General features: G+C 40.3%; 14 protein-coding genes. 5 read left to right on the top strand and 9 right to left on the bottom strand.

The features are described 5' to 3' along the window. Nucleotides 1-19 precede the first annotated feature (19 nt). Complete coding sequence (locus EGN73_RS05360) at nucleotides 20-1,807, bottom strand: alpha-L-fucosidase (protein ID WP_219287487.1); 1,788 nt, start codon at nucleotides 1,805-1,807, stop codon at nucleotides 20-22. Nucleotides 1,808-1,971: 164 nt separating this feature from the next. Between EGN73_RS05360 and EGN73_RS05355 the strand changes: the two genes are divergently transcribed. Together EGN73_RS05355 and EGN73_RS05350 are read left to right on the top strand one after the other, a co-directional pair. After that, nucleotides 1,972-2,769, top strand: coding sequence for an endonuclease/exonuclease/phosphatase family protein (locus EGN73_RS05355; protein ID WP_246611477.1), 798 nt, complete (start codon nucleotides 1,972-1,974; stop codon nucleotides 2,767-2,769). A gap of 82 nt (nucleotides 2,770-2,851) precedes the next feature. Continuing rightward, nucleotides 2,852-3,727: a 3-keto-disaccharide hydrolase gene (locus tag EGN73_RS05350; RefSeq protein ID WP_219287486.1), complete on the top strand. Its 876-nt coding sequence runs from the start codon at nucleotides 2,852-2,854 to the stop codon at nucleotides 3,725-3,727. 167 nt (nucleotides 3,728-3,894) lie between these two features. Here the strand turns inward: EGN73_RS05350 and EGN73_RS05345 are convergent, their stop codons facing one another. The 7 genes from EGN73_RS05345 to EGN73_RS05315 all read right to left on the bottom strand — a co-directional run bounded on the left by EGN73_RS05345 (nucleotide 3,895) and on the right by EGN73_RS05315 (nucleotide 10,300). Continuing rightward, on the bottom strand, nucleotides 3,895-4,782 hold the full coding sequence (locus EGN73_RS05345) for a dienelactone hydrolase family protein (protein ID WP_219287485.1): 888 nt from the start codon (nucleotides 4,780-4,782) through the stop codon (nucleotides 3,895-3,897). Between the two features lie 287 nt (nucleotides 4,783-5,069). Then, nucleotides 5,070-6,005: a DUF4097 family beta strand repeat-containing protein gene (locus EGN73_RS05340; RefSeq protein WP_219287484.1), complete on the bottom strand. Its 936-nt coding sequence runs from the start codon at nucleotides 6,003-6,005 to the stop codon at nucleotides 5,070-5,072. Between the two features lie 11 nt (nucleotides 6,006-6,016). Continuing rightward, on the bottom strand, nucleotides 6,017-6,841 hold the full coding sequence (locus tag EGN73_RS05335; protein WP_219287483.1) for a hypothetical protein: 825 nt from the start codon (nucleotides 6,839-6,841) through the stop codon (nucleotides 6,017-6,019). Nucleotides 6,842-6,865: 24 nt separating this feature from the next. After that, nucleotides 6,866-7,894: an outer membrane beta-barrel protein gene (locus EGN73_RS05330; RefSeq protein WP_219287482.1), complete on the bottom strand. Its 1,029-nt coding sequence runs from the start codon at nucleotides 7,892-7,894 to the stop codon at nucleotides 6,866-6,868. Between the two features lie 24 nt (nucleotides 7,895-7,918). Further along, the gene (locus EGN73_RS05325) at nucleotides 7,919-8,671 is read right to left on the bottom strand and encodes a hypothetical protein (RefSeq protein WP_219287481.1); all 753 of its coding nucleotides are present in this window, start codon (nucleotides 8,669-8,671) and stop codon (nucleotides 7,919-7,921) included. Next, nucleotides 8,664-9,233, bottom strand: coding sequence for an RNA polymerase sigma factor (locus tag EGN73_RS05320; protein ID WP_219287480.1), 570 nt, complete (start codon nucleotides 9,231-9,233; stop codon nucleotides 8,664-8,666). Before EGN73_RS05320 ends, EGN73_RS05325 begins: the two co-directional genes overlap by 8 nt. 158 nt (nucleotides 9,234-9,391) lie before the next feature. Beyond that, on the bottom strand, nucleotides 9,392-10,300 hold the full coding sequence (locus EGN73_RS05315; RefSeq protein WP_219287479.1) for a glycosyltransferase: 909 nt from the start codon (nucleotides 10,298-10,300) through the stop codon (nucleotides 9,392-9,394). 405 nt (nucleotides 10,301-10,705) lie between these two features. Between EGN73_RS05315 and EGN73_RS05310 the strand changes: the two genes are divergently transcribed. Next, nucleotides 10,706-12,229 carry a GH3 family acyl-acid amido synthetase gene (locus tag EGN73_RS05310; protein ID WP_219287478.1) on the top strand — a complete coding sequence of 508 codons (1,524 nt, stop codon included), beginning with the start codon at nucleotides 10,706-10,708 and terminating at the stop codon, nucleotides 12,227-12,229. Between the two features lie 26 nt (nucleotides 12,230-12,255). Here EGN73_RS05310 and EGN73_RS05305 read toward each other — a convergent pair whose 3' ends face one another. Then, the gene (locus EGN73_RS05305) at nucleotides 12,256-12,822 is read right to left on the bottom strand and encodes a M48 family metalloprotease (protein ID WP_219287477.1); all 567 of its coding nucleotides are present in this window, start codon (nucleotides 12,820-12,822) and stop codon (nucleotides 12,256-12,258) included. A gap of 411 nt (nucleotides 12,823-13,233) precedes the next feature. Here EGN73_RS05305 and EGN73_RS05300 point away from each other — a divergent pair, with 411 nt between their 5' ends. Then, nucleotides 13,234-14,772: a DUF4394 domain-containing protein gene (locus EGN73_RS05300; RefSeq protein WP_219287476.1), complete on the top strand. Its 1,539-nt coding sequence runs from the start codon at nucleotides 13,234-13,236 to the stop codon at nucleotides 14,770-14,772. A 165-nt stretch (nucleotides 14,773-14,937) separates the two neighbouring features. Further along, nucleotides 14,938-15,393, top strand: coding sequence for a GNAT family N-acetyltransferase (locus EGN73_RS05295; protein ID WP_219287475.1), 456 nt, complete (start codon nucleotides 14,938-14,940; stop codon nucleotides 15,391-15,393). The last annotated feature ends 1 nt before the right edge of the window (nucleotide 15,394 follow it).

Below are 15,394 nucleotides of genomic sequence, written 5' to 3'. Positions count from 1 at the left end.
GATGGAAGCATGGGTTTTTTTACTCCATCCAAATTCTATTGAACCGAACAGGGTCTGGAGCTTTATCCAGAACCTTGAATTTGATGGTATAATACCCAACTTCATTGAATTCCATTTCTCCCAAAGATAGATCCACAAACTCTTCTGTATAATAGTTTTGATTGGGCTCTACCACAACTTTTCCTGTGGGGGCTAAACTGACTTCCCGCTTTTGATCAATGGCTTGAATCTCGGCCTTTATTTCTTTTCCACTGGGATTGGCAAATGAAATACTTAATTTTTTATTGCCTGCTTCAGCAATGTAGACTCTCCAGCTGATTTGCTGGTCCATTTTCAAATTGAGGTGTTCCGGTGAAACCATTCTGTTTGGAGCCTCCAGTCTGCTGATTTCCAGGTTTTCTTCCAAAGTATTTCCGGCATGAAGGGCAATCCCTCCAAAGCTGGATTCTGCTGCCAGTTCTTTGGCCAGGTTAACATTGTCCGGAAACTCCAGCACCACTACAGATACAAATGGATCAGGTTGTCTGAAAGGTAAATGAATGTGAATCAATGGGCCGGATTGGGTGAAATCTAAAGGTTTTTGAAGCTTATCTGCCAAGAGGTAGGCCTTTGTCGGGTTGGAAGTAATTCCGGTAATTCTTAGGTTTTTATCCAAGGGCCAATTGAATACGTGAAGAAAAACTTTCGCTTTTCCTTGCTCTTTTTTAAAGGAAATCTTTCCCCAATCATGTTGCTTTGGCCTCAATTCCAATCCTCCTGCACCGTAAATGGATTCACCATTGATTTCAAGCCATCTACCCATATCATCTAACCTGGACACAGATTCATAAGGAAGGCTGCCGTCAGCCCTTGGTCCAATATTGAGCATAAAATTACCATTGAGGCTGACATTGTTGATCAGGGCCTGAAGTAATTGATTGCTGGATTTCCAGTCATTTTCCAAAGCATGATATCCCCAAGAATGGGCAATGGTTCCAGGGGTCTGCCAAGGATTTTTTTGATATACAGCTCCCAACTGATTGTCTCCCATAGTCTCGTAGTCAATGTCCGGATCACTTACCGGAAGACCCAATCTGGAATTGATCAGGCAATTGGGTTGTAATTCCCGGACCAAACTGATCACCTGCCGCAATTGCTTTTCCTGAACTATAGTCTCCTCGTGGCCAAGCCACATGTCAAACCATAGCAAAGCCACATCTCCGTAATTTGTCAGCAATTCCCGTAGCTGTGGGATGACTTTTTCCTGCCAGTATTCGTCAAATTGCTCATCGCTTAGGTCTTGGGTCAGTTCTCTATTATGGTCCCAGCCATAAGGGTGTTCCCAGTCCACCCAATGGGAATAGTAAAAGCCCAACTTCATGTCATGTTTTTTGCATGCAGCGGCCAACTCTGCCAAGATATCCCTGCTTTCCGGATCATAATTCTTGAAACTGTAGTTGCCTACTTTGGTATTCCAAAGAGCGAAGCCATCATGATGTTTGGCCGTAATAGTGATATAATGCATCCCGGCTTTTTTAGCCTGTATTACCCATTCTTCTGGATTAATATCCTCCCAAACGAAGCGTTTTGCCAATTCTCCATATTCCTCATTTGAAATCCTGTTTCGGTACTTGATCCATTCTGCATAGTTGTTGAAATGTCGGTGCTTTTCACCTTTCCAGATTCCTTCTGCGCCACTGTAAAGTCCCCAATGGATAAACATTCCAAACCTGGCCTCAGACCACCAATCTGTTCTTGACTCTTGGGCCTGACCGGAAAATTGGATTGTTAATAAAATAAGTAGGAATGTCGAAAAAAGCTTATTCATAAATTCTGGGTTTGTTGGAACAAAGCTAAGTGCTCAGCCATGAACTACTTGATATTAAATTAACCTATTTCTGGATTTTGTTTTCAGACATGTTACATTTTCATTGATTTTTACCTAGTTTGAAAATCATTTGAATCAGTTTTAGGAATTGTAAGCACAGCCAAATGAAAATACTAGCCATTTTGGCTACTCTATGTTTCCTTACATTCGCTTCTCCCATGCTATTTGCCCAAGGTAATCTGATCAGATTGATGTCTTACAATATTTATCATGGAGAAAATCCCTATCAGCTTGGTTCTCCGAATATTGAACAGATATCAAGTTTAATCAAAGATATAGATCCTGATTTTCTTGCCTTGCAGGAAGTGGACAGTATGACACAAAGAACGGCAAATTTTGCCGGTGAAAAACTGGACCTGACCAAGACATGGGCAGAAACAACCTCCATGAACGGTCATTTCGCCAAGGCAATAGACTTCAGTGAAGGCGGATATGGAGAGGCAGTTTTGACCAAAAACAAAGCCAAGTTTGAGTCTGTAAGTTTGCCGGTTCCCGAAGGAGGTGAAGGCAGAAGTATGGCGGTAGCACATGTAGATCTTGATGGTGGCAATAGATTGGCTTTTGCGGGGACACATCTATGCCACGAAAGTCCTATCAATAGAGCAGCTCAAGTGAAAACCATATTGGAGTATTTTAAAGATTTAGATTACCCTGTTATCATCACTGGAGATTTCAATTTTGAATCGGATGAGGGAGGTTATGCCTTGATGAGGGAATATTTTCAAGACGCAGCAGTGGAGGTTGATAATCCCGAGAACACCTATGCCAGTGAAAATCCCAAAATCAGGATTGACTACTTCTGGGTTCCCAAAAATAGCGGGATAAAAGTAGTCTCTGTGCAAACTATTCCAGTAGATTACTCAGACCATTTACCTTTGGTGATGGAGATAAAAATGCCATGAAGTATTGAAATGAAGTATTTAGACTGGAGGCTTTTATAAATTTTCTAAAAAATCACTAATTACACCTAAACCCAAATTAACGATGAAGATTACCCATTCCTATCTTTTGGTATTTATCCTTTTTCTGGCCTCATGCGGCCAGAGGCAAGTTCAAGAAAAAGCGGAAACCACAACAGCGCCAGAGTGGAAACAACTTTTCAATGGGGAAGATATGGACGATTGGATCATCAAAATTTCAAAACATGAATTGGGGGAAAATTTCAAAAATACTTTTAGGGTAGAAGAGGGGCTGATGAAAGTCAGGTATGATGGATACGAGGCCTTTGATCAACAGTATGGGCATATTTTTTATAAGGATCCATTTTCATATTATGTTCTTAGGGTAGAGTATAGGTTTGTGGGAGAACAGGCTCCCGGTGGTGAAGGTTGGGCATACCGTAATTCCGGTGCCATGTTGCATTCCCAAGATCCCAAGACCATGCTTAAAGATCAGGACTTCCCGATTTCTGTAGAAGGTCAGCTATTGGGAGGTGATGGCACAAATGACAGAACTACCAGCAATCTATGTACCCCTGGCACACATGTGGTCATCAATGGAGAACTATTTGAGCCTCACTGCATCAACTCCAATTCCAGGACTTATCATGGAGATCAGTGGGTGACTGCTGAATTTATGGTTTTAGGAGATTCTATAGTTCATCACATCTTGGAAGGAAGATCTGTGATGAGTTATGAAAAACCGCAAATAGGAGGGGGGAATGTAAACCCCTATGATCCGGAAGTCAAAGTTGGCGGAAAACTGTTGGACTCAGGTTACATTTCTCTTCAAAGCGAAAGTCATCCGGTTGATTTTAGAAAAATTGAAATATTGGATCTTTCAGCCTATGGTAAGCAACCAGATAAATTGGTTGAATACCTAAAAGTCAATGGATATGATGCTTTTACAGGGGAAAACTAGAAAGGTTTTAAAGGTTTTAGATATTATAAGATACTAAATTGATATTGGGATATTTGATTTTCCGTTTTCTCACCAAAAGGCATTTTAACCTTGATTTAAACATCGCTTTAGAAGCAATATCCATACATATCGATTTTACTCAAACCATTTATTTATTGGTCCATATTTCACTTTAGGTTCTTTTTAAAAAAATCTATGGTCCTTCCCCAGGCCAGGTTGGCAGCTTCCTCGTCATACCTTGGGGTAGAGTGGTTGTGAAAGCCATGATTGACTTCGGGGTAAAAATGCGCCTCATATTCTTTGCCATGCTCTTTTAAAGCCGCTTCATAATCCGGCCATCCGGCATTGACTCTTGTATCTAATTCCGCAAAATGTAACTGCAATGGAGCCTTGATGGAAGGGACATCTTCCACTGGTGCCTGACCTCCGTAAAAGGGTGCCGAAGCGCCTAAGTCAGGAAGTCTTACGGCCATCATGTTGGACACCCAGGCGCCAAAACAGAACCCTACCACACCCACTTTTCCATTGCATTCAGGGTGGTTTTTCAACAATTCATATCCTTCGATAAAATCCTCCAGGATCTCATTTCTGTCACGCTTGGCCTGCATTTCCCTGCCTTCATCGTCCGTGCCTGGGTAGCCTCCAAATGGAGTCAAAGCATCCGGGGCAAAAGCAATAAATCCAGCTGTAGCAGCTTCATGTGCAGTGTCTTCTACATAAGGATTGAGACCACGATTCTCGTGAACTACAATGATTCCAGGAAGTTTGCCCTTGTTTCCCTTTGGCTTACTTAGAAGGCCTTTCATTTTTCCGGCTCCTTTTGGTGAATCATATTCCAAGTACTCAGCATCTACCCTCGGGTCATCCAGATCAAATCTTTTGGGCTCTGTATAATTGGGTAAAAGGTAACTCATCAATGCCGAAACAGTCAATCCCCCAACAGCAAATGCGCTGAGTTTACTCATAAAACTGCGTCTGTCAATTACATTGTGGCAGTACTGGTCATATAGGTCAAATATTTCCTGTTTCAGATTTTCTTTTTTGATAGGAGTCATAGGATTGTGATTTCGTGATGCTTATAAAACAATAAACTAGGAAAATGTTAACAGAATGAAGTCTTAAAATCTAAGAGCGGGAAAAATCGGTGATTAATGAAAATGGAAAAAGCTCTCTGACTGAGAGCTTTTTCAAAGTAGTTCTGTTTACTCAAGTTAATGGGTCAGATTAAATCTGTTAGGTTTTGAGCATTCACGCAGTAATCTTCATCTTTCCAGAAAGAGATCTGGCAGGTTTTATCAGTCCTTTTCTGACCTTTTAAGCAGAAGTTAATAAAGGTTAGAAATCAATTTTCTATAGATATATTTCCCGAGGTGATACTTCCTTTGATGTCGTGTGCAGCACCATTATCAAGCGTCAGAGATCTGCCTCCTCGAGAATTACCAACAGTAATATTACCTGAGGTAGCTTTCATATAGAAATTGAACTCCTTCAGGTTGGTAGGCGTCTGAATCCTGAAATTTCCAGATGAACCACTCAGGCTGGTATTAGGGCCAAGTCCTGCATTGCTTGCGTTCAGATTGCCAGAAGAAAGCTTGAGATGTCCAAGTTCACCAATGTTTTCCAGTTTAGCATGTCCTGAAGATAGGCTTACATGAATCAACCCATCCACATTTTGGGCATTGATACCTCCGCTACCGGAAGAAAAGCTGACATTACCGATCACATCTTCAATTTTTGTTTTACCTGAACCTACACTTCCATCTACGTCTCCTTTAATATTCTTTAGGGTGATATTTCCTGATCCAGCCTTAGCTGCCAGGTTTCCTGATATATTTCTTGCTACAATTGTACCGGAGCCTACAGTCAGACCTGTATTTTCTGCCGTAACATTATCTACAAGGATTTTGCCTGAGCCACCTCGCATTTCCAATTCCATATCTCTAGGACCCCTGATTTTGATATGTCCTTTGGTTCTCATATTTCTCCAACCAGAATTGGAATTGTTGACTTTGTGGGAGATCTTAAGCACTTCTCCTACAGTCACAAATATAATGTCCTGCTCATGGTTGTTTGATTCCAAAAAGGCATCTACATTGATTTCCTCTAAGCTTGGACTGCCTTCGTATTCTATTTCCAAGGCGCCTCCATTTACTTCGATCCGGTTGATGCCCGTGTAGGATTTGTTTACATCCACCAAGGTTTTCATTTGTGCTTTGGCGGTAAAAACCATTCCAAAAAGGAACAGAGATAAAATGGGTAGTGCTGTTAAATTTTTCATAGCTAAAGTTTTTAAAGTATGATTCCGAAACTTATGGTGTTGACCTGAGGTCCCCTGTCCGTTTGGAACATCTCATTCAAATCGTAATTCATAAATAGATCCACGTTGGCCACGCCGACTTCTAATCTGGCCCCGTACCTGAAGTTGTTGACATATAAATTGGTTCTCTGGAACTCTTTGGTTCTTCTGCCCTGATCATTATTGTAAACAAACTTTCCTCTGCCGCCTAATCTTGTGCCGACGTATGGACCTGCACCTATTCTGATTTTTCCGTTTCCGGTTGTGAAGGTCGGAATAAGTCCGGCATTGAGGTAGGAGGCTGAGATTTTGGATTTGGTACCTCCTCCCGGTGTGAAGTTTTCAAATACAATCCTATCGTCACCTCTAAGGGCCTGAATGTTTCTGTCCTCAAACTTAAAATTGTACCAACTCACTCCAATCATACTTTTTAAGCGAAAATTTTTACCTGGTCTGTAAGTGTAGTCAAAGTTGATGGCGGGGTTCCAGCTTCCCCAAGCACGGACTTCCGGTGCATCTGAGCTTCCGATCCACTGGTTGATACCCAGATCAAATTGCAAATCAGTACTATGGGTATTTGCTTTTTTGATGTATTTTTCCAATTCTTCACCCTCGTACACCTTGGGGCTGGAGTAAAATTCGAAAACTCTTCTTCCTTCTTTGTTTTTAGAAATTTCTATCCTCGTGTCGAAGATGGAGAATACCGTGACGGCTTTTTTAGAGGTTTCCTCTTGTTCTTTTTCCTCTGTATCTCCCTGACCAAAGGCCAGGGTAGATGTCATAAGGAGGACTGCGAAAAAAATCAGTTTCGTTTTCATTGTCGTAGAATTAGGTTTGTTGGTTTAGAAAATAATTCCGAATGCAATAGGATTGAGTTCGTATTGGGAACCTGTTCTGAAAAGCGTGTTCAGGTCATAGGTAGTAAAGAAGTTGACGCGGCCTACGCCGAGCTCACCCCTGATGCCATATCTGAAGTTGTTGAGATGTGTACCGACAGTCTCAAAATCTTTTCTTCTTCCGCCGCCTTCAAGGCTTCTGTATACATACTTGCTTCTTCCTCCCAATCTATAGCCGGCATAAGGGCCTGCTGCAATCCTAAATCCTCTTTTCCCCTGATCATTCATCTGGCCAAAGTCCAGTTTGAATAAACTCATGGCTGTCAAGTAGGAGGCTGAAATTTTACTCTTGAACCCGTTGACATCTGTCCTTTGGATAAACTCAATGTCCCCATCACCACGGATGGCCTGAATGTCTCTGTTTTCAAACTTGAAATTGTACCACTGTACTCCCAAGCCCAGATCCCAGTGGAAACCCTTGCTGAGCCTTTGGCTTGCCATCCAGTTGAGGCCTACATTCCAGCTGCCCCAACCTTTGACAGCAGGTGCTCCTGTGCTGCTGCCTGTACTGGTTTCTCCAGCGGACAAGTAATTGTTGATACCCAGATCCAGGTTGAAGTATGTCCTAAATGGGGGGTCTAATCTTCTTCTTGATCCTGTTTCTACTTTTACCTTGGTGTCTTTGCCTGACTCATCCACATAGATTTTGATGCCTCCGATGTGAACTTCTGTTTCGGGGCCATCTTCCCTTACACGGACAATTTCACGGCTTCCTTTTTTGCCCTGCACTTCTACTACTACCAGTTCGCCTGTCTGCTCATCTACTTCCAGATCAAGTTCTCTGATGATCTGATTGACATTCATATTTTTGAGTCTTTCAAAATCCTCCTTGTTGTCTATGACAAGTATGATCTTGCCGGATTTGCCAAACTCTACAATGATAGAGTCGTTTTGGGCTTGATACATGTCGCTTGAGCTGCCAAATGCAAACTGTACCAAACCGAGCAAGCAAAACAATAAAATGTATTTTTTCATGGGTGTGTTATTTTCTTTAGTTGGTTACTTACTTCTTTCTCTTCGGGGATTGTTATTGGCAAACAGGTTTTCTTTTGCATCCTGCAGGTCTGCAAATCCCTGACCCAGTTTGTTCCAGATTCCCTCTATTTTTTCTACTTTTTCTTCCAGCTCCCCTATCAGTCCCTGTTTAGGAGCCTCTTCTTTCAAGCCTCTGGATTTGATGGTTACTTTGTATACAGGCTCCTCTTCTACAGCAGTATTCAAGGCAATGGTTTCTGTGATTTTAGGTTCGGGAAGTTTGATTTCGGGCACTTCTATGGATATCGGAAGGACCTTGTCTTCCCCGTTCCTGGTTTCTGCTACCATTTTGTCGAAACTTGGTTCTTGAAAGGAAGGAGTAGAAACATTCCCTTTTTGTGGATGGGTTGTTTTTCTTTCCTGCTTATGCTCTGTTCCATTATTCTCTTTTGGCTCAGGAATTACTCCTGTGTTTTCTTCTGTTTCCATTAAAGAAGTATCAGCAGAATGGCCTGAGTCTTTGGATTCGTTTGGTTGAAGTTCGGCTACCTGGTCTTTTGTTTCCGGAGATTCACCGGACCAATTGAGCAAGACTATTCCGGCTGCTAAAAGCAACACGATTGCTGCTGCAATGCTCATGAATGGATAAAATCCGGACTTTTCTTTTTTGGGCAGCTGACTTTCCAGTCTTTCCCAAGCGAGTGCCGATGGTTTTTCCTGATGTTTTTCCAATTTTTCTTTGAAAAATTGGTCAAAGTTTTTTTCATTATTAGCCATTGATTCTCCTTTCTTTTATTTGTTGATCGGCTATTTTTTGTTTCAATACATTTCTTGCTCGATTGAGCTGGGACTTGGAAGTAGACTCCGTAATTCCTAGAAGATCTGCAATCTCTGCATGACTGTATCCCTCAATAGCGTAGAGGTTAAATACCGTCCTATATCCCACTGGAAGTTCTTTGATGAGCTCGAGCAGTTCACTGGTTTCGAGATGTGTGAGTTCATATATGGCATCCGAAACCTGAAGTGTGCTGTCCATTGTCACTTCCATGTTGAGGTTTTTATTGTTTCTCAAGGTCAGCAGGGATTGGGTGACGATGATTCTTTTCATCCATCCTTCAAAGCTTCCTTTTTCCTCAAATTGGGTAAGTTTTTCAAAGATCTTCATAAAGCCTTCAATCATGACATCTTCCGCAAGGTCACGGTCTTTGACATACCTGATGCAAATGGCAAGAAACTTCCCCGAATATTGCTCATAGAGCTGCTGTTGGGCTTTTCTTTCGCCCTTTAGACAGCCTTTGAGCAAATCTCTTTCTGTGGTAAAAGTTTTCTTAAATAGCATTTTGGTTGGCTTTCAAATAGGTAGATACAGCTTTTCAAAAATAGGTTGCACATCTTTCTAAAAAAAGTTAAATATTTTTTAACTACTTCACATTCAATGCAAATTAATGATAAAAAGATCAACTGAGTGCTTACTCACATTCTAAGGGAAAATTATAATTATTTATATCCTTCTTTGAGTTCGGCTCTAATAATTTTTGCTTCCTTTACATGGGCAAAGAACCAATTTTTGGTTTCTAAAAATAGGCTTTCATATTTTTTTCCACTGATTTTTTGGAGCTTGGTCCAGATATGAATCAATTGGTAGTAGCCTACTAACCAGGCAACTAAAAAAGGCTTCCTGATATCGAGTAAAAAATGGAGGGGAAAGGTTCTTAGTTTGGTTGGTAGATATTTTGATGCAACCCTTGGCTTTCTATCGTGTACTATCGAAGTGGACACCTGAATCCCGACTTTAAAACCAAAGTATTGAGCTCTTGCAGCAAGGTTATTGTCTTCTCCATAATGATAAAATTTGGGGTGAAACAATCCAGCCTTTTTTAAAAGCTCAGAGGTCATAAACCAAGAAGCAGCACCTGCAAACTTGACTTCTTTAACCTCTGAAATATTCTTTTTACTTAAATCCTCTCTAAGTTGATCAATATCCGGCTGATAATGTTTTTTTACCTGATTGCTGAAAACCTCATCAAGTTCATCTTCGGAATTTTTTAGTTGAAGAGGGCTAATAATACCATATTCGGGGTTTTGGGAAGATGTCGCCAATAGTTTGGCGATTGTATCTTGTTGTACATAAGCATCTTGATTAAGAAGAAAAACATGTGAATATCCTTTATTCAATGCTTTTTGAATACCGATGTTATTAGCCTTTCCAAAGCCTAGATTAGAAGGTAACTTGATCAGTTCGATTTTATCAAGAAAAGGATCAATCACATCAAGTGTATTGTCACTGGAATTATTGTCCAGTATCATGATGTCTGTTTTTGTAGTGTTATTTAATACACATTGTAGACACTTACGAATCCATTTTGATCCGTTATATGTTACAATTATAGTGATTACCCTGTCCATTTTTTTTAACTAGAAAAGTTTCCTATACCTCTTGGTCTTTTGCTTTAGGTGTTTATCAATTTCAGCGCCATAATACTTTATAAGCAAAAAACCTGAATGCGGAGCTCAGATTAAACCAATATCTGAATGAAAGACTTCACTTTTTTCAAATAAAGAACGCGATAAACTAATACTTTTGTTATTGAGCATAAGGCCCTATTTACAAATCTTATTCAAAGCAAAGGTCTAAATCCATTTTGGATTATGAAAATTATCCTAGGTAAACTTAATTAAGGATTAGGTATTTCAAGATTTGATTTTACAATGGTTCGGTCTTTGATTCATTTATATTAAAGAATTTCATTGGAATACAATGGTCTGTTTTTCAATTTAAAAACAAAGACCTTTTTTTAACATTTAAATTTTATGGCACTTATAGGAGAAATTATTAAGAAAGCAGTGGAGACTGCTGACAGGATTTTTACCAACTCTGATCATGCAGATGCTCAAAAAGAAGTTTTGAAGGAACTTCTGAGTGAGGCAAAGGATACATCTTTTGGTCTGTACTACGAATTCAAAAAGCTTTTGGAAAATGATGACCCAAGAATAGCCTTTTCTGAAAAGGTTCCCTACCACAGTTATGATCAACTTAGAGAAAGGTGGTGGCAACGGGTGATTGATGGGGCTTCTGATATTACCTGGCCGGGGAGAGTTGAGTATTTTGCTGTCTCCAGTGGCACAACAAGCTCAAAGAAACATATTCCCGTAACCGATGAGATGATCAAGGCAATTCGAAAGGGAGGGCTACAGCAAATAAAAGCTTTGGCCGACTTTGATCTGCCTGCTGAATTTTTTGAAAAGGAAATCCTGATGTTTGGAAGCAGTACCAATTTAAAGGAAGTCAATGGTCATTTTGAAGGGGAAATATCAGGGATATCTGCAAGTCAGATTCCTTTTTGGTTTGAAGGGGTTTATCGACCTGGAAAAGAAATCTCTTCTATTCACGATTGGGATGAGCGTGTCGAGGCATTGGCCAAGGAGGCTCATAATTGGGATATCGGTGGGATTTCAGGAATTCCTTCCTGGATCGAACTGATGATGAAAAAAGTCATTGAATACCATGGGGTAGACACGATACACGATATCTGGCCTAACTTTCAGGTGTATACTTCAGGGGGTGTTGCTTTTGAACCATACAGAAAAAGCTTTGAGAAAATCACCGGTAAACCTATCATCGTGATTGATACTTACCTGGCCTCAGAGGGGTATGTTGCCACTCAGATCCGAAAGGAAACAGATGCCATGGCCTTGATTACAGACAATGGGATTTATTTTGAGTTTGTCCCGTTTACACCGGGCAATATGGATGAAAATGGTTCTGTAAAGCAAGATGTAAAACCATTGACCATTGAGCAAGTCGAAGAAGGAGTGGATTATGTTCTGATTATATCCACAGTTTCTGGCGCTTGGAGGTACATGATTGGTGATACCATCGCATTTACGGATAAAAGCCGTGCAGAAATAAAAATCACAGGAAGAACAAAGCATTTTCTAAATGTGGTAGGGTCTCACCTTTCTGTGATACAGATGAACAAAGCTATGGAAGACTTGGATGAGGAATTTGGCTGTGACATCAAGGAGTTTACCGTAAGTGCAGTGGAAGAAGACGGAGATTATTACCATTCCTGGTACTTAGGACATTCGGGCGACTGTGCTTTCGATGAGGAAAAAGTTGCCCAAAAGCTGGATGGAATTCTACAGGAGAATAATAAAAATTATAGGGTGGCCAGGAGCAAGGCACTGAAGGGAGTAAAAGTCAAAATTGTTCCTGATGCTTATTTCCAAAAATGGACAGAAGAAACCAAGCAAAAAGGAGGACAGGTAAAAGTCCCTCGCGTCATGAAGGAGAAGGACTTTAAGGAATGGGAGGAATTTATTGAAAAACTCTAGGCTTATATTAGGATATTGGAAAGCATTTAAGCCTTTCCAATATCCTCCATCATCATCATTACTTCTTCCGGCGGGACATATAACCTATTGATTTTATCCAAATACCTAGGGCTCATGCCTGCCTGATTGAGGATGAAATCTTTGGTTTTGAGGATATATTCTCCCAAGCCATGATTGACTGCATAGGTATCTGCAGCTCTTTCTGCCGAAATGATAAAACTTTTAGAGGTAAGATAACCGATTCCAAAAAGAATCATTGACCAAGTGTTTTTATGGGTGTAATCCATAACATGCCCGAGTTCGTGGCCGATCCAACCCAAAAGCACGTCTTCAGGCAGTTGCTCGATAGGAATACTTTTGCCTTTCAATTTGAAACATTTGCTTATTTTGATCAAGTAACTTCTGGATGAAAATCCCAGCATGGTGACAAACTTGGGTTGAGCCTGCATTACTGATTTCCTTATGTTGTCATTGATGACAAATTCTATCCTATGATTGTTGAGCTCAGGATAGTAGCTTAAAGCCTCTATACTGATTTCCCTGATTTTTGGGGGCACATTGTCTTTGAAAATTGCGTTTCCTGTATCGATCATATTTTAAAGCTTGCAAAAGTAGTGCAAAATGGATTTAAGGTATAATTCTATGTTTGTATTACTTTTTTTAGAACGTATAGTTTTTTTGATTTTTGTGAATAATATATTATGATTATTCGCTTACTTACAAGTAGAATCTAAATAATGGAATAAACCTATGATTTCTAGCCAATCCCGATAAACCGGGACAAGTTATCCATGAATATCCAATATCTATAAGTATCGGATTGATCTAAGCCTTATTTAAATTGGTTATTGGTATAATTGCGGATATACATATAATATATTGTATCCATTTTTTTTAAACCCTTTAAGAAATTTTTTTCAGACGAAATGAGATTTTTTTCATTTTGATAAATCCAGTTTGAAAGGCTGCATCGTAATTTATGTCATTACTAAAACCAACTAAGCATGAAAAATTATTTTAATTCCTTAAGAGCCACAAGGCTTATGATGATTTTAGTTGCAGCTTTCACTTTTGCTTGCAATGATGATGAGAACCCGGCAATCCCTCCAGTAGATGATGATCCTATGCCGGGAATGGCACCTGATGTGAATTTTACAGCTTTGTCTGATGACAACAGGATTATGATGTTCAATGCCCGTGACTTGGATTCACCTATGGATTCCAAGTCTATTACAGGTTTGGAAAGCGGTGAAATGATAGTCAGTATTGATTATAGACCAGCTACGGGACAACTTTACGGATTGGGAAGCTCCAGTAGACTTTACTTGATCAATGAAAACAACGGAGAAGCAACAGCTTTAGGTGAAGGACCTTTTTCTCCTGCCATAGATGGTGACAATGCCTCTTTGGATTTTAACCCAACTGTAGACAGGATCAGGTTAGTGACTGCAAGTGGTCAAAATTTGCGTCTTCATCCGGAACTTGGTACAGTAGTAGCTGAAGACGGAATGATCAGTGGAGGAGATGATCCTATGATTGGAGCAGTTGCCTACACTAATTCCGTGGCCGGAGCATCCTCTACAGCTTTGTATGATATTGATTTTTCTGCAAATAAGCTCTTTATCCAAGACCCGCCAAATGATGGTGGACTTCAGGAAGTTGGAGATCTGGGTGTTGATTTTATGGGTATGGGTAATTTTGATATCAACCCTGATAACAGTGCTGCCCTTGCAGTTACTTTGAATGAAGGAGAATCCAGGTTATACACCATCAATCTGGAAACAGGTGCTGCCCAATGGGTAGGTACTTTCGGGAATGCTGTTTTGGGAATTGCATTCAAAACCGACCCTGTAGCTTTTGCTACTACTTCTGGAAACATGTTGGAGAGATTTAACCCTATGAGTCCAAGTAGCAATGCAGTGGCATTGGATGGATTGAATGAAGGAGAGACGATAGTAGGATTGGATTTTAGACCTGCTAATGCGACCCTTTACGCGATCTCTAATCAAAGCAGAATGTTTACAGTCAATACAGCCAATGGTAGTTTGATGGCTGTAGGAGATGGGCTATCCCCGATGCTTGAAGGTGAAAGTTTCGGTTTTGATTTCAACCCTACTGTAGACAGAATAAGGTTGGTCAGCAATACAGGACAAAATTTGAGATTGCATCCAGATCTGGGTACGGTAGTGGCAGTGGATGGCAACCTAAATCCAGGTACCCCATTCATAAATGGCGCTGCATATACAAACAATATTCCTACAGCAGAGACTACAGTTCTTTTTGTGCTGGATAGCAATAATGGAATGCTATACAGACAAGATCCACCTAATGATGGAGGCTTGGTAGAGATCGGATCACTTGGAGTGGAATTTACAGCCGAAAATGGTTTTGACATTGGAGGTATGTCAGATATGGCATTTGCTCTTCTTACTGTAGACGGAATGACAGGTGTATATAGCATTGATTTGTCAACAGGTGAAGCAAGTAAAGTGTCGGACTTCAATGTGCAGGCTACAGCCATGGCAGTAGGGTTGGGCTTCTAACTTCATGGTCTGTTGCTTGTCACCTATAGGTCATCCCTTTTGGGATGGCCTTTTTGTTTTTTAGGGCTAATTTGAGATATATTTTGGAATAAAAGGAATTGGCTATACCTTGATAATTTATTAAAAGTCAAAGAAATATGCTTCCCTCTCAATAATTAAGTCAATATGATAGAAATTAGTAGAACTCAAGCGATTGATCCTGATTTTATTGAGCTTGTGATAGATTTGGACAAAGAACTTGCCGTTAGAGACGGGGACGATCACGAATTTTATGATCAGTTCAATAAGCTGGATAAAATCGAGCATGTCGTGATTGCCTACCTTTCTGGCAGCCCTGTGGCTTGCGGAGCAATAAAAAAGTATGATGAAAAACGTATGGAAATCAAACGCATGTTTGTCAAACCGGATTGTAGAGGAAAGGGCATAGCGAGTGGCCTATTGATGGAACTGGAAATTTGGGCGGAAGAGTTGGGTTATGATTTTTGTATATTAGAAACTGGGGTGAATCAACCGGAAGCCATTGCTCTTTACCAGAAAAATGGATACCTACAAATTCCCAATTATGGTCAGTACCAAGGAGTTGAAAACAGCCTGTGTTTTGAAAAATTCATAAAAACTTAAA

Source organism: Arthrospiribacter ruber (assembly GCF_019343195.1).
Classification (GTDB): Bacteria; Bacteroidota; Bacteroidia; order Cytophagales; family Cyclobacteriaceae; genus Arthrospiribacter; species Arthrospiribacter ruber.
Note: the sequence above shows the minus strand (reverse complement) of the source record. Positions and strands in the feature narration are given on the sequence as shown.